This is a genomic window from Paenibacillus sp. FSL R7-0340 (assembly GCF_038002205.1).
Lineage (GTDB): Bacteria > Bacillota > Bacilli > Paenibacillales > Paenibacillaceae > Paenibacillus > Paenibacillus polymyxa_B.
The window spans coordinates 1,906,633-1,930,684 of the sequence record NZ_JBBOBY010000001.1 but is presented as its reverse complement, the minus strand read 5'-3'; the positions used below and the strand labels follow the sequence as shown (position 1 = coordinate 1,930,684).

The 24,052-nt window shown below is 43.7% G+C and carries 22 protein-coding genes; 1 reads left to right on the top strand and 21 read right to left on the bottom strand.

From position 1 onward, the window contains the following. Positions 1-32 precede the first annotated feature (32 nt). From MKX59_RS08645 to MKX59_RS08630, 4 genes are all read right to left on the bottom strand, one after another. Positions 33-995: a helix-turn-helix domain-containing protein gene (locus MKX59_RS08645; protein WP_028542287.1), complete on the bottom strand. Its 963-nt coding sequence runs from the start codon at positions 993-995 to the stop codon at positions 33-35. 216 nt (positions 996-1,211) lie between these two features. Continuing rightward, positions 1,212-2,195 carry a sensor domain-containing diguanylate cyclase gene (locus MKX59_RS08640; protein ID WP_023989685.1) on the bottom strand — a complete coding sequence of 328 codons (984 nt, stop codon included), beginning with the start codon at positions 2,193-2,195 and terminating at the stop codon, positions 1,212-1,214. Positions 2,196-2,219: 24 nt separating this feature from the next. Next, positions 2,220-3,026, bottom strand: a complete 807-nt coding sequence (locus MKX59_RS08635; RefSeq protein ID WP_028542285.1) for an alpha/beta fold hydrolase — start codon at positions 3,024-3,026, stop codon at positions 2,220-2,222. Between the two features lie 180 nt (positions 3,027-3,206). Further along, a complete protein-coding gene (locus MKX59_RS08630) occupies positions 3,207-3,761 on the bottom strand; it encodes a TetR/AcrR family transcriptional regulator C-terminal domain-containing protein (protein WP_023989688.1) in 555 nt (184 codons plus the stop codon). A 196-nt stretch (positions 3,762-3,957) separates the two neighbouring features. Between MKX59_RS08630 and MKX59_RS08625 the strand changes: the two genes are divergently transcribed. Then, the gene (locus MKX59_RS08625; protein WP_028542284.1) at positions 3,958-4,452 is read left to right on the top strand and encodes a nuclear transport factor 2 family protein; all 495 of its coding nucleotides are present in this window, start codon (positions 3,958-3,960) and stop codon (positions 4,450-4,452) included. 87 nt (positions 4,453-4,539) lie between these two features. Here MKX59_RS08625 and MKX59_RS08620 read toward each other — a convergent pair whose 3' ends face one another. The 17 genes from MKX59_RS08620 to MKX59_RS08540 form a co-directional block, all read right to left on the bottom strand. Continuing rightward, positions 4,540-5,376 (bottom strand): methyl-accepting chemotaxis protein, encoded by an 837-nt coding sequence (locus tag MKX59_RS08620; RefSeq protein WP_023989690.1) that lies wholly within the window; start codon positions 5,374-5,376, stop codon positions 4,540-4,542. Positions 5,377-5,652: 276 nt separating this feature from the next. Further along, a complete protein-coding gene (locus MKX59_RS08615) occupies positions 5,653-7,110 on the bottom strand; it encodes a glycoside hydrolase family 1 protein (protein ID WP_053325876.1) in 1,458 nt (485 codons plus the stop codon). Between the two features lie 30 nt (positions 7,111-7,140). Further along, entirely contained in the window at positions 7,141-9,054 is a 1,914-nt protein-coding gene (locus tag MKX59_RS08610) for a beta-glucoside-specific PTS transporter subunit IIABC (RefSeq protein WP_028542282.1), read from the bottom strand. 107 nt (positions 9,055-9,161) lie between these two features. Further along, positions 9,162-9,995: a BglG family transcription antiterminator LicT gene (gene licT / locus MKX59_RS08605; protein WP_053325877.1), complete on the bottom strand. Its 834-nt coding sequence runs from the start codon at positions 9,993-9,995 to the stop codon at positions 9,162-9,164. 586 nt (positions 9,996-10,581) lie between these two features. Next, positions 10,582-11,598: a GTP 3',8-cyclase MoaA gene (moaA, locus tag MKX59_RS08600; RefSeq protein ID WP_023989693.1), complete on the bottom strand. Its 1,017-nt coding sequence runs from the start codon at positions 11,596-11,598 to the stop codon at positions 10,582-10,584. Positions 11,599-11,635: 37 nt separating this feature from the next. Beyond that, positions 11,636-11,869, bottom strand: coding sequence for a MoaD/ThiS family protein (locus MKX59_RS08595; RefSeq protein ID WP_053325878.1), 234 nt, complete (start codon positions 11,867-11,869; stop codon positions 11,636-11,638). Further along, positions 11,866-12,306: a molybdenum cofactor biosynthesis protein MoaE gene (locus MKX59_RS08590; protein ID WP_053326596.1), complete on the bottom strand. Its 441-nt coding sequence runs from the start codon at positions 12,304-12,306 to the stop codon at positions 11,866-11,868. The genes MKX59_RS08595 and MKX59_RS08590 overlap by 4 nt, the downstream gene beginning before the upstream one ends. A gap of 85 nt (positions 12,307-12,391) precedes the next feature. Continuing rightward, the gene (locus MKX59_RS08585) at positions 12,392-13,411 is read right to left on the bottom strand and encodes a ThiF family adenylyltransferase (RefSeq protein ID WP_028542279.1); all 1,020 of its coding nucleotides are present in this window, start codon (positions 13,409-13,411) and stop codon (positions 12,392-12,394) included. Then, positions 13,404-14,558, bottom strand: a complete 1,155-nt coding sequence (locus MKX59_RS08580) for a nitrate/nitrite transporter (RefSeq protein ID WP_340858203.1) — start codon at positions 14,556-14,558, stop codon at positions 13,404-13,406. Before MKX59_RS08580 ends, MKX59_RS08585 begins: the two co-directional genes overlap by 8 nt. A 166-nt stretch (positions 14,559-14,724) precedes the next feature. Then, positions 14,725-15,255, bottom strand: coding sequence for a hemerythrin domain-containing protein (locus MKX59_RS08575; RefSeq protein ID WP_023989698.1), 531 nt, complete (start codon positions 15,253-15,255; stop codon positions 14,725-14,727). A gap of 22 nt (positions 15,256-15,277) precedes the next feature. Then, positions 15,278-15,925, bottom strand: a complete 648-nt coding sequence (locus MKX59_RS08570) for a response regulator transcription factor (RefSeq protein WP_023989699.1) — start codon at positions 15,923-15,925, stop codon at positions 15,278-15,280. A 7-nt stretch (positions 15,926-15,932) separates the two neighbouring features. Next, positions 15,933-16,997: a PAS domain-containing sensor histidine kinase gene (locus tag MKX59_RS08565; RefSeq protein WP_023989700.1), complete on the bottom strand. Its 1,065-nt coding sequence runs from the start codon at positions 16,995-16,997 to the stop codon at positions 15,933-15,935. Between the two features lies 1 nt (position 16,998). Beyond that, positions 16,999-17,451 (bottom strand): GAF domain-containing protein, encoded by a 453-nt coding sequence (locus tag MKX59_RS08560; RefSeq protein WP_023989701.1) that lies wholly within the window; start codon positions 17,449-17,451, stop codon positions 16,999-17,001. A gap of 45 nt (positions 17,452-17,496) precedes the next feature. Beyond that, positions 17,497-18,180, bottom strand: coding sequence for a respiratory nitrate reductase subunit gamma (gene narI / locus MKX59_RS08555; RefSeq protein ID WP_028542277.1), 684 nt, complete (start codon positions 18,178-18,180; stop codon positions 17,497-17,499). Further along, on the bottom strand, positions 18,180-18,746 hold the full coding sequence (gene narJ, locus MKX59_RS08550; RefSeq protein ID WP_023989703.1) for a nitrate reductase molybdenum cofactor assembly chaperone: 567 nt from the start codon (positions 18,744-18,746) through the stop codon (positions 18,180-18,182). Before narJ ends, narI begins: the two co-directional genes overlap by 1 nt. Continuing rightward, positions 18,739-20,316 (bottom strand): nitrate reductase subunit beta, encoded by a 1,578-nt coding sequence (gene narH, locus MKX59_RS08545; protein ID WP_023989704.1) that lies wholly within the window; start codon positions 20,314-20,316, stop codon positions 18,739-18,741. Before narH ends, narJ begins: the two co-directional genes overlap by 8 nt. Then, complete coding sequence (locus tag MKX59_RS08540; protein WP_069081152.1) at positions 20,306-23,980, bottom strand: nitrate reductase subunit alpha; 3,675 nt, start codon at positions 23,978-23,980, stop codon at positions 20,306-20,308. Before MKX59_RS08540 ends, narH begins: the two co-directional genes overlap by 11 nt. Positions 23,981-24,052: the final 72 nt, after the last annotated feature.

The following is a 24,052-nucleotide window of genomic DNA, read 5'->3' as shown; positions in this document are numbered from 1 at the left end:
ACGGATTATTCTACGGTTAAACGGATTTTATTTTAAAATACCTTCTTTAAGGATGATGGCTTCACTCCGTATTCCCGGAAAAATTGCTCTGAAAATGCACTCACATTGCTATATCCTACAGCCATCGCAGCTTCAGTCACATTGCTTTCTTGGCTTCGGAGCAGCTTCATCGCATAATCAAGACGAATTTGGCGCAAATATTCAAATACAGTAGTTCCAAAGCAGGCTTTGAATCCTTTTTTTAATTTAAAATCGTTTAATCCAACCTTTTTGGATAATGTGATCAGTGAGGGTGGATCAATCATGCTGAACTCAAGTATCTCCCGAGCCATATGCAGCTTTCTAACATCTTCTTTAGACAAACCTTCGGGCATAGGTGTTAAATCAAATAATTGAATCATAAATCGATTTAAAATCTCAAGTGCTGCTGCTTCCATTAACAAAGGCGATTTATGCACACTTTTCAAGTCTTTGATCAAATGTTCAATCATCACTATACTTCTGTGATCCAGTTCAAAACTAAAGTGATGGAATGCAGCTCCCTTAAGAATTTGATTAAATTCAATAGCTACCTGCCGACGAGCCGCTAACTGTGAAGCCGCATAATTAAACAACGAAATCGGAATGCCAAGTGCAAATGATTTGTATTGTTCGTTAACCGGAGGATGAAAGCACGCTTTAAAATCCTGTAAAAAAATAAGTGCCCCCTGTCCCATCGGGAGTGTATAATCCAACCCAGCCACATTCACATGACGTTGACCCGAAAGCGCAAATTGGAGCTCAATCATTTGTCCACTGGAAGCAAAGTTGGTCGGATACGGCTCGTGATATTGAATATGCGAATACACGATCTCAATTCCACTATAAGTTGTAACTCGGTAGATATGTCCATGGCCCGCTTCCGGTAAAATCATATACGTATGCTCGTTCTGTTGTCTGAACGGGGTCTTTTCCAAATAATGCTGATATATTAATGATAACGAATTTGAATTCACAAGCGTCCACCTCAAATGTTTTCATTCATCCTGATCCTTCGAATGAGAATCGTTATCAATAATAGTAGCTGAATTTGTATGGTTTGACCAGACCTATTGGAGTAAGCTGTGGAGACATTCCGGGGCTTTTATAATAAAAAGCCCGCCGTAAGAGGCAGGCTCGGCTAATTAGCTCTAAGGCGTGTCAGCTCTTAATTCCCTTTATTAAGACTTTATCTAACTCTTTACAAGATTTGCTGAATGAGTGACCCGATTTCTCCCGCCACTTTTGGAAGCATACAGAGCCAAATCCGCTTGATGAACAATCGTTTGTTCCGTATCCTCTTGCGTAACCGTTGCCACACCAATACTCACAGTAACAGCATATTCTCCCCAATCCATCGAGGCCGTCGTGGAGCGGTATCTTTCCGCTGTAAGAATAGCTTCTTCTTGATCGTTGCCCGGAAGAATAATTACGAACTCCTCGCCGCCATACCGAGCGACAATGTCCCTATCCCGTGACATGGATTGCAGTAATTCTGCCAGATTCGTAAGCACTAGGTCGCCCACTGGATGACCATAAGTATCGTTAATACTTTTGAAACGATCAATATCAATGATAAGCAGCGAAAAAGATATTCCACTCTCACGAAAGGACGCGAGGCTAGCTAGTAATTGATCTTGGAAATACCTTCTATTTTTAAGACCGGTTAACGGGTCCGTTGATGCCATCGTTTCAAGCTGGAGATTAATCCTTTCTAGCTCCTGCTGTTTGATTTCATATTCTTCGTGCAACCGTTCAAGCTTCTGGTTCGCTTCATTCGTAGCCTGATATAATTCCTGAAGCTTGGTTTTGGTCTGCAGAATATCTCTCTCATGTTCAATTCGCTTACGCATCATAAGCACTACACAATCAATAACAGTTTCTCCGTTGCGTTCCTGGCGTACCCCGTTTAGAAGTACAGGCACATCCTGTCGATCACTTGTCCTAAACGAGAAGTACATCTCATCGACATGCCCGTACAACTGAATATAGGGATAAAAATAAGTATGAAAAAATAGCTTATTGGTAACAGACATTGTGGATTCAATCGGCCGTCCGAGCAATTCATTACGGTCATAAAGCAGCATATCCAATAAAGTTTGATTCACCGATTGAATGAAGCCAGAATCCGAGATTGAGAAATATCCACAGGGAGCTTTATCTAATTGAATATCCATTTCATGACTGCCTTTCTCCTGATATTACACACTGGCTAAATACTCTTTAATCAGATCGCTTGTTTCTCCTGGTTGACTTAAGTGAGGATAATGCCCCTTTGCCCTCATCTGTTGAAGCCTGCTGTTTTTAAGATGAGTATGTAAATAATTCCCTACTTCAATCGGAGCAATGCTATCGTCCGAGCACTGGAGAATCAGTGTAGGAATCGAAGCATGCTGGAGATCGACACGGCAATCCGAAAAAAAAGTCACTTCCGCAAATTGTCGTGCAATATGAGGGTCTCTTGAGCAAAAGGTTTTCTCCAACTCTTCGGTTAATTCCTGTCGTTCAGGATTCTGCATAACAATGGGTGCCAGGTAACTAGCCCAGCCGATGAAGTTCATTTGCATCATATCAAGCAATTCATCGATGTCACTCTTATCGAAGCCTCCATAATAATAGGGGAGGTCATTCACATAACGAGGAGAGGGACCGAGCATGACGATGCGCTCAAAATATTGGGGATTTCGGATAGAAGCAAGCATTCCGATCATACTACTAACGGAGTGTCCGACGAATATGACATTTCTTAATTCTAGCGCTTCCATAATATCTAGCACATCTTGGGCATACCCTTGTAAGTCGCTGTATTTTTCTGAATCATAGTACTTAATTTGAGATTCTCCGGAACCTACGTAATCAAATAAGACGATTTGGTAGTTGTCGATAAAGCTAGGGACGATATAACGCCACATATCCTGATCGCATCCAAAGCCATGAGCAAATACGATCGTTTGGCTGCCTGAGCCCAGCACTTTTACATTATTACGTACGAGGATGTCAACGGTCATTATAAATCACCTCTCTGAGGTAGTATCTGTTCTATCAGCTTTTCATTATTATATCGGAAAAGATTTGATTATGGATAATGAATCTCATTCAGAAATACATGTACCCCATATTCTTCTAGTTCGGAGTAACTCTGTTCATTTAACTCATTCAAATTCATATCTGTATCCTCTCCGCGGCATTTATTCATCTAAATGAAAATATTTTTTTATAGGCAAGGGCATCGCAGAGAATATTAATTCGCCTAATTGCTCTGGAGATTCCTTCATGCCGTTCTCAAGCCAGTCCTTAGTCACATTCACTCCTCCATAAGCGTTAAATCTTATAGCAAAAAGGATGTCGGGAGGCAACGAAGTCCTATTTGTTTTCTTAAGAATATAATTAGTGTGGCATTCAACCGTATAGTTAAAAATATTATTATAAAAAGACAAGTGCGTATTGTCGTCAAAAGCCTTTTTAAAATAGATGTAATCCTCTTTAATAAACTCAACAATTCTCCCGGCAACACGTCCCCAAGGCTCTTTTTCTATATATTGTTCAATAATTTTATCTGCCTTATCACTATATATCCATGAGATCAGGTCATATTTACTGGAAAAATGATAATAAAACATCTGTCTGCTAACCTGACAATTGTCAGTAATATCCGTTACGGTGATGGACTGGATTGGATGTATTTTGGCTAAGTCTATCAAAGATTCAGCAAGAAGTTCCTTAGGAGTTGTTTTTCGAATCATGTTAGCCCTCACAAAATTTTATTTTACATTTGTACACTATGAAGCATTTGTCTACATTTTTAACACTCTTAAAAATCAGTCTATTATTATTTAATTGCCTATATTTTATACTAATGATGTAAATAGAAGCTGGACAGCCATCTACCAAATGAAAAGGTAATGGTTCAAAATCTTTTTTATAAAGGAGAATAACAGCATGAATCCCAAAAAGATTAAAAATGTAACTATTAATGCTTCATTCAACAGCGAGAATGAAGTTGCTAAAAAGAACATGGATGTCATTGTAGACTTTTTTTCTTTATATTTAGGAGATACGGACAAATTTTATTCTTTGTGGGTTGAAGATAATCCGGCTGTAATTACCCCATTTACCACTGATGATGTGGCAGTTTTGCACAATTCTGTTCAAGAAGGCTGGGATGCTGTAAAAGGCTTCTTTAATCCCATTTTTAATGATATGAAAGGGAAATTCGAATGGACCATCGATGAGTTTATAGTCGGAGAAAATCCTAACACGATTGTGACAAAAACACGCAGCCATATTGATATCACAGCGAATGGACCATGGGGAGAAAATAAAAAAATAAAATACAACGGGATCTATGTCCAGATCTTTAAATTTGAAAACAATAAAATCAAATCTTTCGAAGAGTATTATGATACTGCACTGTTAAACCAACAATACTCGTAAATATTTACTATTAGAAAAAGTCTCGGCCTGTAATCTACATTTCCATACGGAATGTACAATTCACAGACCGAGACTTTTTTTCATTCTTTATTCTGCTTCAACATCATCCGTGATTTTTTCTACTAACCCTCTCAAGCCGTGGTTGGTTACATTTAATTGATCAATAATATTCATAAATTCCGTAACAAGCTTGGCTTGCTCTTGGGAGGATACCGCAATCTGTGTGATTTCTTGTTCCATGTTATAAACCGATTGTCTGACGGCTTGCAAGGACTGCTCAATCCGTCCGGTTGCTTCCTTGGTGCCCGTAGACATTTTTCGGATTTCTGTAGCCACAACCCCAAAACCAGCTCCTGCCTCACCCACTCGGGCTGCTTCAATTGCTGCATTTAATCCAAGCAAGTTCGTCTGCTCTGAAATTTCCTTAATGTAGCCGGCCACCTCAGTCACGTTACCGGAGTCCTCAACCGCCTGTTTAGTATTGCTTAGAATTTCTTCGGCTGTCGCACTAAGCTCCTCCGAATGGGCCGCCACATGCTGAATCCCTTCAACTAGCTTGCTTGTAACATCCTCGGCTTGAGTCATCAACTTCTTCAGTTGATCTTGATTATCCATACTATAGGTGATACACATTACGGCCTCGATCTCATTCTGTTCATTCTTAATCGGATGAAAGTAAGAATCAGCAGCGATGCCGAAAACTTCAGCAGCGTAACGCTCTCTGGTCTTTTCACCGCCTACTAGCATTTTGAAGTCTCTGTGTACATCAGGAAGAGGATCGCCTGCTTTGAAATCATAAACTAAGCTTTTACCCGACTGAAAGAACAGAAATTTTTCCCTGTCCATTACGGAAATTGAAACATCTTGTCGTGCAGCTTCTTTGATAAATGGCATGGCGGTCAAAACAGCTTCTACTTGATTCATAATATGTATCCACTTCCTTATATTTTGATATAAGTCCTATCTTCTTTTTCGACATTTTCATCCCATGTGTTTAGTGAATTTTAAAATACATGGATGATGTTGAGCCCCTACCTATAAACAATCTCCGTAGTTTCCTGAAGGGAATCCATTTTCACAGCCGGGATGAATATCCATTTAAGGTATTATTTTCGTTTCATAATGTAAATTCAAGCAGCGCGTACCGATTAAAATTGGCACGCGCTGACGGTATGACTTTTATGAAACAGGCACTAAGATTTAATCCAACTGCTCTCCATTGGTTTCAATCACATTCTTATACCAATAGAAGCTCTTCTTTCTGGATCTGGCAAGTGTCCCTTTGCCTTCATTATCCTTATCTACGTATATAAACCCATAACGCTTTTTCATTTCACCAGTTCCCGCACTTACCAGATCAATACATCCCCAAGGCGTATACCCTATTAAGTCTACTCCATCAGCAATCGCTTCTTTCATTTGCTCAATGTGTTGCTTTAGATAATCAATTCGATAATCATCGTGAATGGAGCCGTCTTCTTCCACTGTATCTACGGCGCCAAGGCCATTTTCAACAACCATTAACGGGATTTCGTATCGGTTGTAAATGTTATTGAGGGACCATCTCAATCCCTGTGGATCGATCTGCCAATCCCAGGCACTTGCTTTCAAATGAGGATTCTTTAAGCCCATAGATAAATTTCCTCCCACCTTCTCCTGGTTGGGATCGGCGCTGACACAAGTAGAGGAATAATAGCTGAAGGTATAGAAATCTACGCAGCCTTCCTTTAAGATGTCCTCATCCTCTTCTTGCATTTTGATCTGAATGTTATGATCTCTAAAATAGCGTTTGGCAAATCCCGGATAAGCGCCTCTTACTTGAACATCTGAGCATAGGAAATTACTTAAGTTATCCTTTTGTTGAGCTAGCAGAATATCATCAGGATGGCATGTAAGTGGGTAGGAACACATATAAGCAATCATACAACCGATTTTAAAGTCCTTATTGATTTCATGACCCAGCTTTACAGCCTTTGCACTGGCAATAAATTGATGATGCAACGCCTGATACAAAACCTGCTCATCCTTCACTGTAGCATGGGCAAGCTCTCCATTCCCCTCCGGCATCATAGCTCCAGCCATGAATGCGCCAAATGACAAGGTTAAAATATTGATTTCATTAAAGGTTAACCAGTATTTCACAACATCTTTGTATCTGTTAAAAAGCACTTCACAATATCTCACATAAAAATCTACGACTCTGCGATCTGACCAACCATTATATTTTTGGGTCAAATGAAACGGTGCTTCATAATGTGAGATTGTAACCAAAGGCTCAATATTATACTTTTTCAATTCTGCGAATACACGATCATAGAACTGCAAGCCTTGCTCATTCGGCTCTGCATCATCTCCGTTAGGAAATATTCTTGACCACGCAATGGACATTCTAAAGACCTTGAATCCCATCTCTGCAAATAAGCGGATATCCTCTTGATAGTGGTGGAAAAAATCAATAGCCTCGTGACTCGGATAGTTCACTCCTTCTTCCAGTATAGGTGTAATTCTTCGGGAAGTCGTATGCGTTCCAGCCGTAATCACATCCGCAGTGCTTAAGCCTTTACCTTCTTCATTATATCCACCTTCAAATTGGTTGGCAGCCGTTGCACCTCCCCATAAAAATCCTTGTGGAAATTCCAATTTAGTTGTATTTTCCATTGTTAATTCCTCCTCAACATTTAATTAAGATTAGACTACGACGGTCAATAAATCCTCTTGATACTCAATCGCCTTCTTCTCTGTTTCAATGACATCCAGGTAATTCGTAGTATTGGCAACGATAACGGGTGTGGTCAAAACATAACCAGCCTCTTTTATAGCTTCCATATCAAACTCCATAAGCAGCTGGCCTTTTTTAACAGCATCTCCCTGTTTTACTTTAGGATAAAAATGTTTGCCTTTTAATTTGACCGTATCTTTGCCTACATGGATGAGGACCTCAACACCGTGATCACTTGTAATTCCAATCGCATGACCTGACGAAAATAATGATGTTAATACACCATCTACAGGTGAAACGACCTTACCTTCAGAAGGTTCAATGGCGATCCCTTTACCCAGAGCACCTGTCGAAAAGGCTTCATCTGTTACTTCAGATAAAGACTTCACTTCACCTTTTAATGGACTCATCACCGTCTCTTGTTTTACTAAAACTTCTCCTCTTGCCGCTCCTGGTGTACTGTCTTCCTTTTTTGCTTCTTTCACTTCATCATCTTTAAATCCGCCAAAGAACATAAGCAAGAAGCCTAATACAAAGCTTACCAGGATACCGATAACAGCCCCATAAAATCCGTTGTCTATTCCTGCCGGACTGATATAGCTCGGGATAGCGAAAATACCCAATCCACCAATAATGTAACCTTTAGTTCCCATCATTCCTATAATACCGCCGCCTACTGCGGATGCTATACAGCTTAAAATAAATGGTTTCTTACGTGGTAATGTAATCCCGTATATTGCTGGTTCTGTCACACCAAAAATCCCGGAGATGACAGCTGGAATGGAAAGTGATCTCAGTTTTACATTTTTGGTTTTAAACAAAATCGCCAGTACGACGCCCGTCTGAGCAAAGGAAGCTCCCAGTGTAGCCGCAAGAATCGGATCGAATTTAAGCACTGCTAAATTGTTCATAGCGATAGGAACAAGTCCCCAGTGTAATCCAAAGATAACAAACACTTGCCAGAAAGCGCCCATGAGCATACCTTCAATAATCGGACTTAAGTTATACACAAAGAGGGTTCCAGCGCCAAGCAGTTGACCTGCCCAAGTCGAGAGAGGTCCAATCACAATCAACGCTAAGGGTACAATAACTAACAATGTGAAAAACGGAACCAAAAATGTTCTCACTACGCTAGGGATTACCTTTTTAAAGAAGTTTTCTATTTTTGAGCCTACATAGGTGGATATGATAATCGGAAGAACGGTTGACGCATAACTCATCAGAATGACCGGAATACCTAAGAAGGTGATATATACCGGTGACTCAAATATAGTACCGCTAAATAGAGTGTATAGTGGTTTGCCCGAGGCTGTTATCGTGCTAAATGTTGGGTACACAAGCGATGCACCTATAGCCATGCCTATAAAAATGTTGGCATTGAATTTTTTAGCTGACGTATACCCCAGGAAAATAGGAAAGAAGTAAAACAAACAATCACCTAAAGCATTGAGAATTTGATAGGTACCCGATGTAGTGGCCAGCCAGCCCAAAGCTACAAATAAGGCGGTGAAGCCCTTAATCATACCTGTGGCACTTAAGACACCCAGCGTGGGTGTAAATACACCTGAAATGGTATCAATGAATCTATTGAACAAACTCATTTTTTCACCTGATGCTTCTTCTGAATCTCCTGTTTGAAAACCACCTACAGCAGTAACATCAGCATAAACCTCAGGTACATGGTTACCTATAACAACCTGGTATTGCCCGCCACTCTTTACCACAGTGACAACACCATCCATATTTTTCAAAACCTCTGTATTGGCTTTACTTTCATCTTTTAATTTGAAGCGCAAGCGTGTAATACAATGAGTTAGACTATTCACATTTTCTTTGCCGCCGACATTTCTGATGATGTCTTTTGCTAATGTCTCATACTTCATTGTAACTTCCCCTTTAATTGTATTTATAAAAAAAGGCAAAACCAAAATAGATCAAATTCGATCTAGGTTGGTTTCGCCTGCATTACCAGTAACAATCCAAGTGTTATTCAATTTTCTCTTTGGGTCACACGCTGAATATGAATCGTTATATACAGCTTTTCCTCATCTGACAATACCATATCCAAGTATTTCTCAATCTTCAGCATGCAGCCATAAGCCTTTTTGTACTTTGCTTTCACTTGCCTCCACAAAAAATCGTCTTCCAGTTCTACTTTTTCTTTTTTATTTAATCGCTGAAAGAAGAACCTTAAATGCGTAATAAATCGCTCATAACTGATCGAGTGTTCATCTATGGTGGTATTATAAGAGTATTTAATAATATTCAAGATGTCGTGTATTTTTTGAGTTTGCTGAGCAACATCTGCTACCTTGTTGTAGGAGCTGTTTACTTGAGCATTTATTAAATGAAGAGCAATATTACCTGCTTCATCTTCTGACAATCGTTTGCCTGTTTCGTCTTCAATGAACTCCAGTGCTTTTAATCCAACCGCAAATTCTTTGGGATAAAATTTTTTAATCTCCCAAATTAATGGATTTGCATTTTTAAACCCTTCATCAAACATTTTAAATGCATTGTTCATGTGATCCGTAAGCGAAACATATATATAATCGCTCAATTGTGCTTCTAATATGCTTTTTCCATATTCAATGATGTCATAGCATAACGAAACATATTCTGATGGAACATCCTCTAACAATAACTTAAATTTCTCTGAAGCATCTTTATGTTTAAGCACAAAGACCTTTTCAATTAGATGCTCTTCTACTTGTTCACCTGCACTCTTTTTGAATGCAATACCACGACCCATAACAACAAATTCATCTCTTTTTTGATCTTTGGCTATTATGGCGTTGTTATTAAATATCTTCGTTATGATCATCTAACTGCCCCCCTTATCCCATCAAATTTAAAAAAGGATTTAGTTGCTGGGCGAAATTTCAGATAGGTCACAAGACGGTAATAGCCGATCAAACCTTCGTCGTAAATCAAATGCAAATGTATTGATTTACAATTTCGTGTTATGAAAACGCATTCATAATGAGAGACAAAGCCTTACGTTTTCCCTGAATGATCTTGAGTGCTTCCAAACCGATCTGATATTCCGTTTTGAAAATGAATATAGTCGGTTAACCACGTCCTATGACATCATTTTTCGGATGTCGATTCGTTGGTCGACGTCATCATCTTTGTTGTTCAGCACTTGTAAGGCTTTATATCACTCACCTTTCTGCGTTATGGCTGGGCCATATATTCATATCATGCAGGATATCGTAAAGCTTGTATTCTAAAAAGAAAAGGCAAAACCCAACACATGGAAATCTAATTCCATGCCTCGGGTTTTGCCTTTTCAGTAACAATCCCAAGATCATAATAACATCGAATTTAAGTTTTGCCAACAAAAATGTTTGCGCTTTCTTTTTCGAGGCGACCACATCAAATACAGCACATTCTCATGGTATAAAATGTCAGCCGCCAATGTAGGACATGTTAATCTTTTTTTTGTTGTTGGCTGTCTGCTCCGTACGTTCATCGGAATACCGATCTGTGCGTTGTTCCCATACTGAAGTAATCACATCGAGTAATTCCTGGTCATTCGCTCCATTACGAAGCATCTGACGTAGATCAAATCCGCCTGAAGCAAACAAACATGTATAAAACTTGCCATCGCACGATAAGCGGGCACGTGTACAAGACGAACAAAACGATTCAGAAACCGAAGTAATAAAACCAATCTGTGCGTCGCTGTCTTTATAACGGTAACGCTTTGCTACTTCTCCAAAGTAATCCTGATCCATCGGCTCCAGCTCGTACGCATTCTTAAGTCGTTCAACGATTTCTTTTTTGGTTAGTACCTTTTTGAAGCTCCATCCGTTGTCATTACCTACATCCATAAACTCGATAAAGCGAAGGGTTATTCCCTGCTCCTTAAAATAAGCGGCCATCGGCAAAATCTCCGAGTCATTAACGCCTTTTTGAACTACCATATTGACCTTGATTTCAAAGCCGATTTCTCTTGCATATTCGATCTGCTTCAAAATAATATCAGGCTTAATCCCCCGCCCATTCAACCGCCCAAATAGCTCGGGGTCCAGAGCGTCCAGACTGACATTAAGCCGTCGTAGCCCCGCGTCATAGAGAGGCTTGGCCTGCTGTCCTAGCAGCACACCGTTGGTGGTCAAGCCGACATCTTCCACTCCGTCAATGGACAGGATTTGGGAGACCAGGTCGGGTAGATTCCTGCGCATTAATGGTTCGCCGCCCGTGAGTCGGATCTTTTTTACACCCAGGGATACAAAGAGCTTCGTGAGCCGGTGAATCTCTTCAAACGACAGACATTCATTTTGGGGAAGAAAGGCGTAATCGTCACCGAAAATCTCTTTAGGCATGCAATAGGAACAGCGGAAATTGCAGCGGTCTGTAACCGATATACGCAGGTCACGAATCGGCCGCTGCAACTTGTCTTTCAGTGGATGAAAATTCATACGCCCCCTCCTTTCTAGTTGTTTAGCATCGTTATCATTAGCCGCCGCTCACTGGGGGAATGAAGGCTGCAATGTCTCCATTCTGTAATACATCCGTAGACAACGCATACTCCTCGTTTATCGCAATTCGCACAGACTTGATCGGCATATCTGGATATTGATCTGTTATCCAATTGGATAAATCGCCTACCGTTTGGCCCGCCAAATCTGCCAATTCTTCTGCTTTTCCCGTCACCTCACGGAGTCCCGCAAAGTAGTACAGCTTAATCATGACTGATCTCCCCCTGGCTTTTTCTTTTGATCTCCGACCCACTGCGTTCCATCTTCCCAAATCTCTCGTTTCCAAATAGGAACTATTTCTTTGATTCGTTCGATCGCGTATTCATTCGCCTCATACGCATCCGAACGGTGAGGTGAAGAAACGGCAATGACAACGGCGATATCACCGATTTGAAGCTCGCCAATGCGGTGCGCGATCGCCACTCGCGTTCCTTCCCATTTCTGTTCGATTTCGCGACCAATCTCTGCGAGTTTTTTTTGAGCCATAGGGACATAGGCCTCATAAGCAAGGTATAAGGTCCGTACGCCTTGAGTCCATTCTCGTACGTGCCCTGTAAAAATAGTCACCGCTCCTGCTTCCGGCCTTAGGACATAATCCGCATAAGCCTGCGGGATAATGGGCTCCGTCACGATTTCAAATACACTCATCTTTTCCACCTTCCAGCCACCGGACAAGCCACTCTCCGGTGACAGACTCTTTTAAATGTTTCTGCTTTTTGTATCTATATCTCATTTAACCGAACAGCTGATGATATAGTTTTTGACCGTTGGCAACACTCCGTACACCGTGTATGAGAAGCCTTCCGTTTTTGAATAAAATCATTCGATGCTTAAAAGCATAAAATTCAACGAAATAAGGGGTTCTTTTTACACGATCTGCTATAAGCCTGCCCATTTTCTCTGCATCATCAAGCGTGATCGGACGTTGTGGGTCTGGAAGAACCTGTACCACGTTCCGTCCGCACAGAGCCGCATACGCCGAGCGACGTGATGCTGTCAGTGCAGGAAACGTAGGATGCTCTCCACAGGTTGGACAATCTTGGTTACGGATGCGGGAAATCCCTATGTCCATCTGCGTGTTCTCCCATAGATCAAATAGATGAACCTTGCGGCGCATCTTATCATGTCTGCCACTCAGCCACTTCATGGCTTCTGCACATTGGAGGGCCGCTGTCACCTGGACTGCAGGCGAGATGATTCCAGCCGTATCGCAGGTCTGATTGATCGCAGGCAACGATGGCAGAAGGCAGCGTAAACAAGCAGACTCGCCCGGCACGAATGGAAAAACAACGCCTGTGCTTCCAACACAGGCTCCATAAATCCATGGAATTCCTGCCTTCAGTGCAGCATCGTTGATAAGCAGACGAGTTTCAAAATTGTCCGTAGCATCCATCAGCAATATACTTTTGCTGGCAAGTTCTTGAACAAGCTCGGCATCCAAATTATCGAGATATGTGTGCAACCGCACGTCTTCTCGTATGGCTTTCAGCCTTTTTTCGGCTGCCATGACCTTAGGCTGCATTTCCGCGGCGTCCTGCTCCGTGAACAGCTGCTGACGTTGCAGATTCGACATCTCCACATAATCCCTGTCGACAAGATGAAGCTCCCCAACGCCCGCTCTTACCAATGTTTCGGCAATGGCGGAACCCAGTGCCCCGCAACCGATAATGGTGACGACAGCAGCGGATAAATTACGCTGCCCTTCGCCACCAATAGGTCTAAATAAGATCTGTCTGGAATAACGTTCATTCATTAGATTGTGTCCCTTGATAATACAGCCATATAACGAGGATCAGGCTAGCCAGCGCCACTTGGGAGAGGAGCATGAATCCAATGGAATATTGGCCAGTAGCGGCATGAATCGTCGACAACAAGATCGGAGGGAAAAAGCCACCGAGACCGCCCATCATGGATACAATTCCGTTAACTATACCTGCCTGTTTATTAAAATAAAATGGAACTAGCTTGAAAATGACGCCGTTCCCCATTCCAGCACATACAGCGATCGCCAAGCAGCCTACTGTATAAAAGGTAATCCCTGGTGAAAAAGCCAAAAGAATCGCAGCGACCGTATAAACAGAGAACGTGCCTACCAGCAGGAACAGGGGCTGAAACCGATCCGCCAGCCAGCCACCGATGGGGCGGAAGAAAGTGGCAATCGCTATAAAGCCTGCTGTACGCATCCCTGCATCCACTTTAGTCAGCTCAAAATTCGATACCAGGAAATTCGGCAAGTACACCGTGAACGCTACAAATGAGCCAAATGTAATAAAATAAAAGAGCGAGAAAAACCAAAGCTTTTCATTTTTGTAAACCCCTTTAATCTGTTCCATAATGGGCGTCTTTACTTTAGCTTCATGACGGTCCCCTAAGAAGAAATTCAAAGCGATAAAAACAAGCAGCAGAATGAGATACAGCTTCACTGTAGGGGCCCAGCCAATTTGAGTAGCCACAATAGGGGCCGAGAAGGTAGTGACGGCTGTTCCCAAATTCCCTATGCCATACATCCCATTTACAAACCCATGCTTTTCCTTTGGATAATACTTCGGCAGCGAAGTCACCCCAACCGAGAACACAGCTCCCCCAATCCCAAGGAACAAGCCACCGATAATTAAATCCATCATCGTAGAAGCTTCACTGATATAGTAGACGGGAAACAAAAGCAAAATAAAGCTAACGAGAAAAACGATTCTTGCTCCGAAGATGTTGGCATAATAACCAAGCGGAATGCGCAGAATCGAACCAAGCACGACCGGAATTGCTGTGACCATGGCCAATTTTCCGGGTGGAATAGCAATATCCTCCGTAATGAACGGCATAAGCGAAGAAATGATAACCCATACCATGAATCCAAGAATCAAGTTCAATGTTTGTAACGGCAACTGCATTTTTCTAATCATTTAACTCACCTTTTCAACGTTTTTTCTGTCGAATTATTGATTTGAATTTTCTGTCCCCATTGTAGCCGCTAGCCCATCCATTCGAATATAGGGGAGTCCCCTTTACCTAACAGGGGACTCCCTGAAAATATAAAAAACCGCTTCTATAGGAAGCGGCTTGGTCAATTCAAGAGATAAGCGTATTTAATTTGTCACATAACTTGGTTAGATCATTCCGATTGATCTGTTGCTCTGCCATAGGAAAAAGTACGGCTTCTTCTTTTATAAAATGAACAGTCAGGACTTCGAAGGCCTCCCCCGCGTTCTTGGTCGCCTCCTGAATCTCATCAAGCGTGAGCAAACTCAGATCGCCCTCCGTCTGATAAAGAAAATGATCGATATAGCCCTCTATTTCACGGTGCTCCTCCTGTATACCAACGAGCGGTCCCTGCTCAAAACCAATGTAGGTTCCTAGCATAGAAAAGAAGTGTTCTTCTTCCTTTTCGGTATGTTTCTTGAGGGGTACCCTAAAATCGATAATCTGCGTTCTCAGTTTTTCCAGTTGCTTGCGGCCTTCTTCCAAATCTAGTATTCTGTGCTGCTCAAACCACAATACAATGGCATGCCATTCATCCATCAGATAGGTTAGATAGCGATGCTCATTTTCAAGAATACGCATGGCAGGTTTGGAAAAGCGCAATTTCTCATTTTCCAGCACGCGGATTTCCTCCATTCATCGGCTAAAAATCCAGCATTTTTTTCTTTAATGCATATTGGACCAGTTCAGGCCGACTTCTTAAATTCAATTTCTCCATGATTTTCGCTTTGTTCGCTTCCACCGTCTTGACAGAGATGAACAGCTTTTCCGCAACTTCCTTGTTACCGTAACCTTTTGCGACCAGAGGTAGAATCTCCAGTTCCCGCTTGGACAGGATCTCATAAGGATCTTCTGATTGTGACGTCGTATCTTTTTTGATGAACTCACGAACGAGAGAAGTAGCCATTTTAGGATGGATATAAGTCCCACCCCCATGAATGGTTCGTATAGCAAGCAATAACTCCTCATCTGGGGCATTTTTCAAAACGTATCCTGAAGCACCATTCTTTAAAATATGAAAAAGATATTCTTCATCGTCATGCATGGTCAGAATCAGAATTTTAGTATCAGGGTGGTCCTCTTTAATCTTGCCTGTAGCGATCAATCCACTTTCGCCTGGGGGCATGCTGAGATCCATGATTAGAATATCCGGACGATATTTAGCTACCATCGTATACGCTTCAATGCCATCCGCAGCCGTTCCGACAACCTCCATATCCGATTGGAAGTTCAAAATCATGGAAAATCCGCTTCGTACAATAGCATGGTCATCCGCTAACACAATTTTGATCAAGTCTCTATTCCTCCTCTTGGCCAATCGGAATTTGTAAAAAGACTTTGGTTCCCTGACCAACATTTGAAAGGACGCCAAAACTTCCGCCTACCAGCTCTGCTCGCTCCTGCATGCCATATAAACCTAATCCCGTTCCAATAGGCTTGCTCCCCTTTTCAAAGCCAATTCCATCGTCCTCTACAGTCAAACGAAGTGTATGATCGTGCTCAGTCAAAGAAACTTTAACCATGTCTACCTGGGCATACTTCAAGGCATTGAGAACAGCCTCCTGGCAGACACGGTAAATGACCGTTTCCTTTTCACTTCCATATCGTTTTTGGGAAAGATCCGACACAAATTCAACGACAAGACCAAAGCTTTGTTCAACCCTCTTAAAGTGGGAACGAAATGCCGCTTCAAGCCCAAAATCATCAAGTGTGGCGGGGCGAAGTTCCACAGACAGGTTGCGGATATCATCCAGCAATCGCGTCATGGATGCTTCGGTCTGCTTCATGTTTTTGATGAGCTGTTCATCATTCGTCATGTATTTTAATACCCGCAGTTCAACAACCGCGCTCATCAATTCCTGGGCGACACTGTCGTGCAGTTCCCTGGAAAGCCGTTTACGCTCATTTTCCTGCGCTTCAATGACATGCTTCATCATTTTGTTTTGATACAATTTTTCCTGCGTCTGAAATTGCGGAGTCAAGTCTCTCAACATCAACACCCGTGTTCCATGTTCAGAATCAATGGTGTGAAAAGAAGCGGCATAGGGAACCATTCGGTTGCTCTTCGTTTCCAGATACACCTGAAAAGAAGCGAAATCCTTGGATTCTGGCATATTGAAATAACAGTCAAGGCAGGTACGGGGCTCCGTTTCGCTTGTATAACCCCTGCATGTTCCACATAAAGCTCTTTCCTTCCCTTCATAGAGCTGGATGAGGACGTCATCGCCCACAATCTCCTCAGCAGCCGGATTCATGGCTAGGGTATTCCCTTGCCTATCAAAAAAGAAAATGGCTTCCGTACTGTTCTCAAACAACTTCACCATTAGCGCACTCAAAGAGCCAGTCCCTAAAGACAATGTCAATTCACATCACTTCCTTCCCGTTCAACTCTCCAATTCCTCTATGTGCCAAGGCTTCCAAATCACGCATCATGGCTTCGGTCATGAGCTGTTCTTCCCGAAATCCACCAAGCAGTACGCCCGCGACGCGAGCATCATTCCATAGGGGAACAGCCCCGAGACTCTTGAGCTTCTCGGATTGAACGATCGGATAGTTAAACAGGTTGTCTGCCCCCACATATTGATAAATAGATGGAATGAAAACGGATTTCCCGGTTTTAAACACAATTCCTGCTATGCCCTTACCGGATTGCAGCACAATCCGCTTAAAGCGATCATTTAAATTACCGGCTGCATTTTTCCATTTAATTACGTATTGATATTCGGCCGGTTCAACCAGAGCTAGCGCCATGAAATCATAACCGAAATGTTCGCGTATTCGCTCAAGCTCCCTTTGATAATCCATCCTATTATTCATCGCTCTCTCCTAATAGAATTAGGAAAGAAGGCAGAGCCCGCTTTCCTAATTCGATTTATGTCTTCTGTAAAGGATATAACTTCTGCGCACATAATTCAACGGAACACTCCACACATGTACAAGCCGGGTAAACGGCCAGAATGCAAAAATCGCAAAGCCCATAAGTATATGAAGCCTGAAAGACATCGGTACGTCTCTCATCAGAGTCGGGTCAACACGGAATATGAATAAACCGCGGAACCAGATCGAGATCGTCTCCCGATAATCGAATTCCGGCTGTACCGCATTCGTTACGAGAGTCGCGAACATCCCCATGCATACAATGGCCAAAAGCAATACGTTTACAATCAAATCAGACGCTGTACTTAAACGGCGCACATTGCGCATTGTAAAACGACGAGAGGTAAGAATCAACATACCGAGGAATGTCATCGCTCCAAATATTCCACCAACATAAACTGCTCCAATATGATACAGATGATCGTTTACACCCAGTGCATGCATCCAGGTTTTTGGTATGCCCAAACCGGATACATGACCCATAATAACTGGGATAATACCCAGGTGGAATAAGAGACTTCCGATCATCAATTGTTTTTTTTCAATAAACTCACTTGATTTTGCTGTCCAATTGAACTGGTCGTTTCTATAGCGGAAAATATGCCCTACAATAAAGACCACCACGCACATATAAGGGAAAATAACCCATAAAAACTGCTCTAGCATCATCATTGCGCGGCTGCCTCCTGTTCTACGCAAACTTTAAGCGTTTCACGCAGTCCCTTCACCAAATGAAAATACGGGCTTTTCATTTTTTCCAACGCTTTAAGCAAATGATATGTGCCGTCTTCCAAGATCGCGATTGGCATGCGGAAGTTTTCTGTCGTCTTCGGATCTTGCGACCATTCGGCGGCATACAGAAATTCACACATGAGCGGCAGGTAATCTGGCAGCTCTCCATCTGGCATTTCAAGACCATACATCTCGTATAGCACCTTTAACTTGACCAACATTTGTCCCCGTTCTTTTGCATCTTCGAATTTAAAGTAAGTCATATATAGTGCACAATTTTTTTGGAAATCAAAGGTTTCCGTATACATTTCCTGAATCTCTTCCATACTGAACTCTTGCATAAGGGACCAGTAGGTGTTCGCATACGTATATGCCGGATGGTTTGGATCAAACGATGTTTCCAGAAAAGCCGGATGAAAATCCAGCTTTTCTGGGTACATGAGTTGCTGGGCGAAAAACCCGAATGATGGCTTGCATTCATACAGCTTCGCTACATTAATCACGCCAAATACCCCCGTAGAAGTTTTCTTCATACATTTCTTTGCCCGTTTTCAAGGGCTCTTCCATCCCCATTGAACTTGCCAGACTACAGCCATCACATCCAGAGCCAGAACCCATGTTTCCCATGGTATCGCCGTAACCAGCAGATCCTTGAGCTCGGTACGGGTTCGAGTATCCTTCTTTATGCGATGTCGGAATGACGAAACGATCCTCATACTTGGCAATCGCCAGAAGTCGATACATCTGCTCGGTCTGCCGCGGTGTCATGCCGATGCGCTCAAGACGGCTTTCATCGAAAGATTGTCCTGTGGACTGGGCACGCATATAGGAGCGCATCATAGCCATTCGCTGCAAGGATTCCTTCACGGTTTGCGTGTCGCCCGCCGTCAGCATATTGGCAAGGTACTGAATGGGGGTGCGCATCTCTTCGATAGCCGGAAAGATCATATCGGGATTCTCAATCGAGTCTTTCCCTTCAAAGTAATTCATGATCGGACTAAGTGGTGGCACATACCAGACCATAGGTAATGTGCGGTATTCCGGATGAAGCGGGAATGCCAGCTTGTGCTCAATGGCAAGCTTGTAGACTGGCGAGTTCTGGGCTGCTTCAATCCAGTCCTCCGAGATACCGTCTTTTCTCGCTTGAGCAATCACTGCCGGATCACTTGGATCCATGAACAGGTCGCACTGCGCTTTGTAAAGTTCTTTCTCATCCTGTGTAGAAGCGGCCTCAAGCACCCGATCCGCGTCATACAGCATAACGCCGAGGTAGCGAATTCGTCCTGTACATGTCTCGGAGCAGACTGTCGGCAGGCCAGCTTCCACACGTGGGAAACAGAAGGTACATTTTTCCGCTTTGTTCGTCTGCCAGTTAAAGTACACTTTTTTGTATGGACAGCCCGTCATGCAATACCGCCAGCCGCGGCAGGCTTCCTGATCGACGAGCACGATTCCGTCCTCGTCCCGTTTGTACATGGCGCCCGAAGGACAGGACGCGACACAGCTTGGATTTAGGCAATGTTCGCAAAGCCGTGGTAGATATACCATGAACGACTTCTCAAAGTTAAATTTAATCTCTTCTTCGATTTTCTGAATATTTGGATCAAGCGGACCGGTTACATGCGCACCCGCCAGGTCATCTTCCCAGTTTGGGCCCCACTCCAAATCCATTTTTTCACCTGTTACCGCAGAATGCGCGCGTGCCACAGGTGAATGCTTCTGTTCGCCAGCGTTGGTCAGTTGCTCGTAATTATAAGTCCAGGGCTCATAATAGTCTTTCATTTCCGGCATGTCTGGATTGTAAAAAATCTTACCCAGTGCTATCTTGGACAGCTTGTTGCCTGACTTCAGTTCCAGTTTCCCTTTGCGGAGCTGCCAGCCCCCTTTATATAATTCCTGATCTTCCCAGCGCTTCGGATAACCGATACCTGGTTTGGTTTCCACATTGTTAAACCACATATATTCCGCACCTTTGCGGTTCGTCCAGGTTGTTTTACATGTCACGCTGCACGTATGACAGCCAATACATTTATCCAGGTTCATGACCATGGCAATTTGAGCTTTAATCTTCAAGCCAGTTAACCTCCTTCATTTTACGTACCGCAACGTACACATCACGCTGGTTGCCGATCGGACCATAATAGTTGAATCCATAACTAAGCTGAGCATATCCACCGACCATCTGGGTTGGTTTGAGATGAATTCTTGTTGGTGCGTTATGACTACCGCCGCGTGTGTCCGTGATTTCGGAGCCTGGCACTTGAATGTGCTTATCCTGAGCATGGTACATGAACATCGTTCCTCTTGGCATCCGGTGGCTGACAACAGTCCGGGCGGTTACGACGCCGTTACGGTTGTATACCTCTACCCAATCATTGTCGGCCAGATCGTGTGCCTCTGCGTCTTCGTTGTTGATCCACACCGTAGGACCTCCGCGAAACAGTGTCAGCATGTGCTGGTTGTCCTGATAGGTGGAGTGAATATTCCATTTACCGTGCGGTGTCAGATAACGAAGCACAAGTGAATCTTGCCCGCCTTTTATTTCCCGGTCGCGAGGGCCGAACACCATCGGCGGCAGCGTCGGTTTGTAGATCGGCAATGATTCCCCAAATTGTTGGAAAATCTCATGATCAATATAGAAATGCTGTCTTCCCGTCAAAGTACGAAACGGAACGAGACGTTCAATATTCGTTGTAAATGGTGAATAGCGGCGTCCCTTCTTGTTCGATCCAGTGAAAACCGGTGTCGGTATAACTTCACGCGGCTGTGCCGTGATACTTTGGAAAGTGATCCTTTCCGCTGCCCGATCGGCCGAGATGTCTTTGAGTTCCACACCGTGAAGCTCTTCTGCCTGCTCATAAGCCTTTTGCGACACCCGTCCATTAGTCGCGGATGAAAGGTGAAGAATTGCATTGGCCACTTGGCGAGCTGTCTGGATTTTGGGCAGCCCATCTTTAATGGACTCATCGTAATAAACTCCGTTCAACTTTTTCATTTCCTCATATTCGTCCGCTACGGAGAAGCTGACGCCATGCGCACCTGCTTTCCCAGTAGTCAAATTAGGACCGAGTGAGATAAATTTATCGTGAATTTTAGTATAATCGCGTTCGATGATGCTGAAATTCGGCATGGTTTTACCCGGAGTCGCTTCAATCTCGCCCTTCGTCCAATCCTTTACAAGACCCATCGGCTGTGAAATTTCGCCTATACTATCGTGTGCGAGCGGCGCGGTCACAAGGTCTTTATATATTCCTGGTAGATACTCTTTTGCCATATCCGAAAAGACTTCGGAAAGCTGGCGGTAAATATCCCAGTCCGCGCGGGATTCCCACAGAGGGTTAACAGCCGGATTAAATGGATGCACGAAAGGATGCATGTCTGTTGACGACAAGTCTGTTTTTTCGTACCAGGTTGCCGCCGGAAGCACGATGTCCGCGTACAATGGAGTTGTTGTCATCCGGAAATCAAGTGCAACCATCAAATCAAGCTTTCCTTCTACATCTTCTCTCCAGACGATTTCCTCAGGTTTCTGTTCTTCGTTCGGCCGGGCAAGCAGGGCATCAGATGCTCCGAGTAAATGTTTCATAAAATACTCTTGTCCCTTCGCCGAACTGGAAATCAGATTTGACCGCCAAACAAAGAGTGAGCGCGGGAAGTTCTCGGCTGCCCCAGGATCTTCTACAGCGAAGCGTGTCTTACGTGATTTAATCTCTTCCACAGAATGATTAATGATGTCCTCGTTGGACTTCTTGCCTAATTGCGCAGCCTCTTCGGCGAACAGTAGACTGTTTTTATTAAACTGTGGATAAGAAGGCAGCCATCCCAGACGCGCTGCGAGCACGTTGTAGTCTGCTGGATGTCTGTAACTGACATCTCCGCCAATCGGTGACTTCAAGGTGTCTGTTCCACTTTCTTCGTAACGCCACTGCTCTGTTGCAAAGTAGAAAAACGATGTAGCATTTTGCTGTCGAGCCGCCCCTTGCCAGTCTTTTGCAAAGGCAATCGTTGACCAGCCTTCGATTGGGCGAAGCTTTTCTTGACCCACATAATGCGCCCAGCCTCCACCGTTTACACCTTGGGAAGCAGTCAACACGACAAGATTCAAGATGGACCGATAGATCGTGTCACTATTGAACCAGTGATTGATACCCGCACCCATAATAATCATGGAGCGCCCTTTAGTATCGATAGCATTTTGAGCAAATTCCCGAGCAATCTGTACCACAACAGACGCCTTCACACCTGTGATCTTCTCCTGCCAGGCAGGGGTATAATGCGAAGCTTCGTCGTAATAATTTTTGGCGTTATGAGGGCTGTCATTGCGTGCGACACCGTACTGGCTCATCATCAAATCGTACACGGTTGCTACGTAACGTTCCGAGCCATCTGCCAAGCGTACTTTTTTGGCTGGAATTACACGTTTGAACGTTCCATTACCGGCGTTATCAAAGTAAGGGAATACGACTTCTTCCCATTGCTCGCCATGACCTTCCACAGTGAGCGCGGGCTCAACCTTTGTTCCGTCTTCCCGTTCCAGAATCAGGTTCCATTTCTTATCCTGCTCCCAGCGCTGTCCCATCGTACCGTTCGGGACCAGCATTTCCCCCGCCGCTTCGTCATATATGACCGGCTTCCAGTCCGCATGCGGCGAAACATCCCCCAGGTCACTCGCCCGTAGAAAACGTCCACCTTTCCAAGCTCCCTCGTGCGGATCAAGCAGAATCATAAACGGCATATCTGTATATTGTTTGGCATAGTTAATGAACATCGGTTCTTGGCGCTCTCTGTAAAACTCATCCAAAATAACATGCGTCATAGCCTGGGCTATGGCAGCATCTGTACCCGGATGTGGTGCAAGCCAGTTGTCAGCGAACTTCACATTCTCCGCCAAGTCGGGAGCCACGGATACGACTTTTGTTCCCTTATATCGTACTTCCGTCATAAAATGAGCGTCTGGCGTCCGGGTAAGCGGTACGTTCGATCCCCACATAATCAGGTAACCCGCATTGTACCAATCAGAAGATTCCGGTACATCCGTCTGTTCACCCCAAATTTGAGGAGATGAAGGCGGAAGGTCGGCATACCAGTCATAAAAACTCAACATCTGTCCACCGAGAAGCGAAATGAATCGGGCTCCTGAAGCGTAGCTTATCATTGACATCGCCGGAATTGGCGTAAAGCCCGCGATCCGGTCGGGACCATACTTACGAATGGTATAGATGAGTTGCGCCGAGATCAGGCGTAGGACATCGTCCCAAGCGACACGGACATGACCACCTTTTCCGCGAGCTGCTTTGTAGAGCTTGGCTTTCTCCGGATCTTCCACAATGCTTGCCCATGCTTCCACCGGATTGGCATGTTCCTGGATGGCTGCCTGCCAAAGCCGCAACAGCTTGCCGCGCATATAAGGATATTTCACGCGTAATGGACTGTATTCATACCAGGAAAATGTAGCCCCACGCGGGCATCCGCGCGGTTCAAATTCTGGCATATCTACACCGCAGGAGGGATAATCGATCTGTTGATTTTCCCAGGTAATGATGCCGTTTTTTACAAAAACCTTCCAACTACAGGAACCGGTACAGTTCACTCCGTGAGTCGTCCGAACCACTTTGTCGTGAGACCAACGCTGACGGTACACGTTTTCCCATTCTCTATTTTTTTCCTCAAGGATTGACCAATTTCCCGAATAGCTTTCGATCGGTTTAAAAAAGTTGAGGTTGTATTTTTTTTTCATCGATGACCAACACTCCTTTTTAGAAAGAATCATCCCAACGCAAGTTCCAAGGTAAGACTCATTCGCTTACTC

Bases quoted from the DNA above. Each gene is read 5' to 3' on its own strand.
- MKX59_RS08640 (WP_023989685.1), bottom strand. From the start codon at position 2,195: ATGGATATTCAATTAGATAAAGCTCCCTGTGGATATTTCTCAATCTCG.
- MKX59_RS08635 (WP_028542285.1), bottom strand. From the start codon at position 3,026: ATGACCGTTGACATCCTCGTACGTAATAATGTAAAAGTGCTGGGCTCA.
- MKX59_RS08630 (WP_023989688.1), bottom strand. From the start codon at position 3,761: ATGATTCGAAAAACAACTCCTAAGGAACTTCTTGCTGAATCTTTGATA.
- MKX59_RS08625 (WP_028542284.1), top strand. From the start codon at position 3,958: ATGAATCCCAAAAAGATTAAAAATGTAACTATTAATGCTTCATTCAAC.
- MKX59_RS08620 (WP_023989690.1), bottom strand. From the start codon at position 5,376: ATGAATCAAGTAGAAGCTGTTTTGACCGCCATGCCATTTATCAAAGAA.
- MKX59_RS08615 (WP_053325876.1), bottom strand. From the start codon at position 7,110: ATGGAAAATACAACTAAATTGGAATTTCCACAAGGATTTTTATGGGGA.
- MKX59_RS08610 (WP_028542282.1), bottom strand. From the start codon at position 9,054: ATGAAGTATGAGACATTAGCAAAAGACATCATCAGAAATGTCGGCGGC.
- licT (WP_053325877.1), bottom strand. From the start codon at position 9,995: ATGATCATAACGAAGATATTTAATAACAACGCCATAATAGCCAAAGAT.
- moaA (WP_023989693.1), bottom strand. From the start codon at position 11,598: ATGAATTTTCATCCACTGAAAGACAAGTTGCAGCGGCCGATTCGTGAC.
- MKX59_RS08595 (WP_053325878.1), bottom strand. From the start codon at position 11,869: ATGATTAAGCTGTACTACTTTGCGGGACTCCGTGAGGTGACGGGAAAA.
- MKX59_RS08590 (WP_053326596.1), bottom strand. From the start codon at position 12,306: ATGAGTGTATTTGAAATCGTGACGGAGCCCATTATCCCGCAGGCTTAT.
- MKX59_RS08585 (WP_028542279.1), bottom strand. From the start codon at position 13,411: ATGAATGAACGTTATTCCAGACAGATCTTATTTAGACCTATTGGTGGC.
- MKX59_RS08580 (WP_340858203.1), bottom strand. From the start codon at position 14,558: ATGATTAGAAAAATGCAGTTGCCGTTACAAACATTGAACTTGATTCTT.
- MKX59_RS08560 (WP_023989701.1), bottom strand. From the start codon at position 17,451: ATGAATAATAGGATGGATTATCAAAGGGAGCTTGAGCGAATACGCGAA.
- narI (WP_028542277.1), bottom strand. From the start codon at position 18,180: ATGATGCTAGAGCAGTTTTTATGGGTTATTTTCCCTTATATGTGCGTG.
- MKX59_RS08540 (WP_069081152.1), bottom strand. From the start codon at position 23,980: ATGAAAAAAAAATACAACCTCAACTTTTTTAAACCGATCGAAAGCTAT.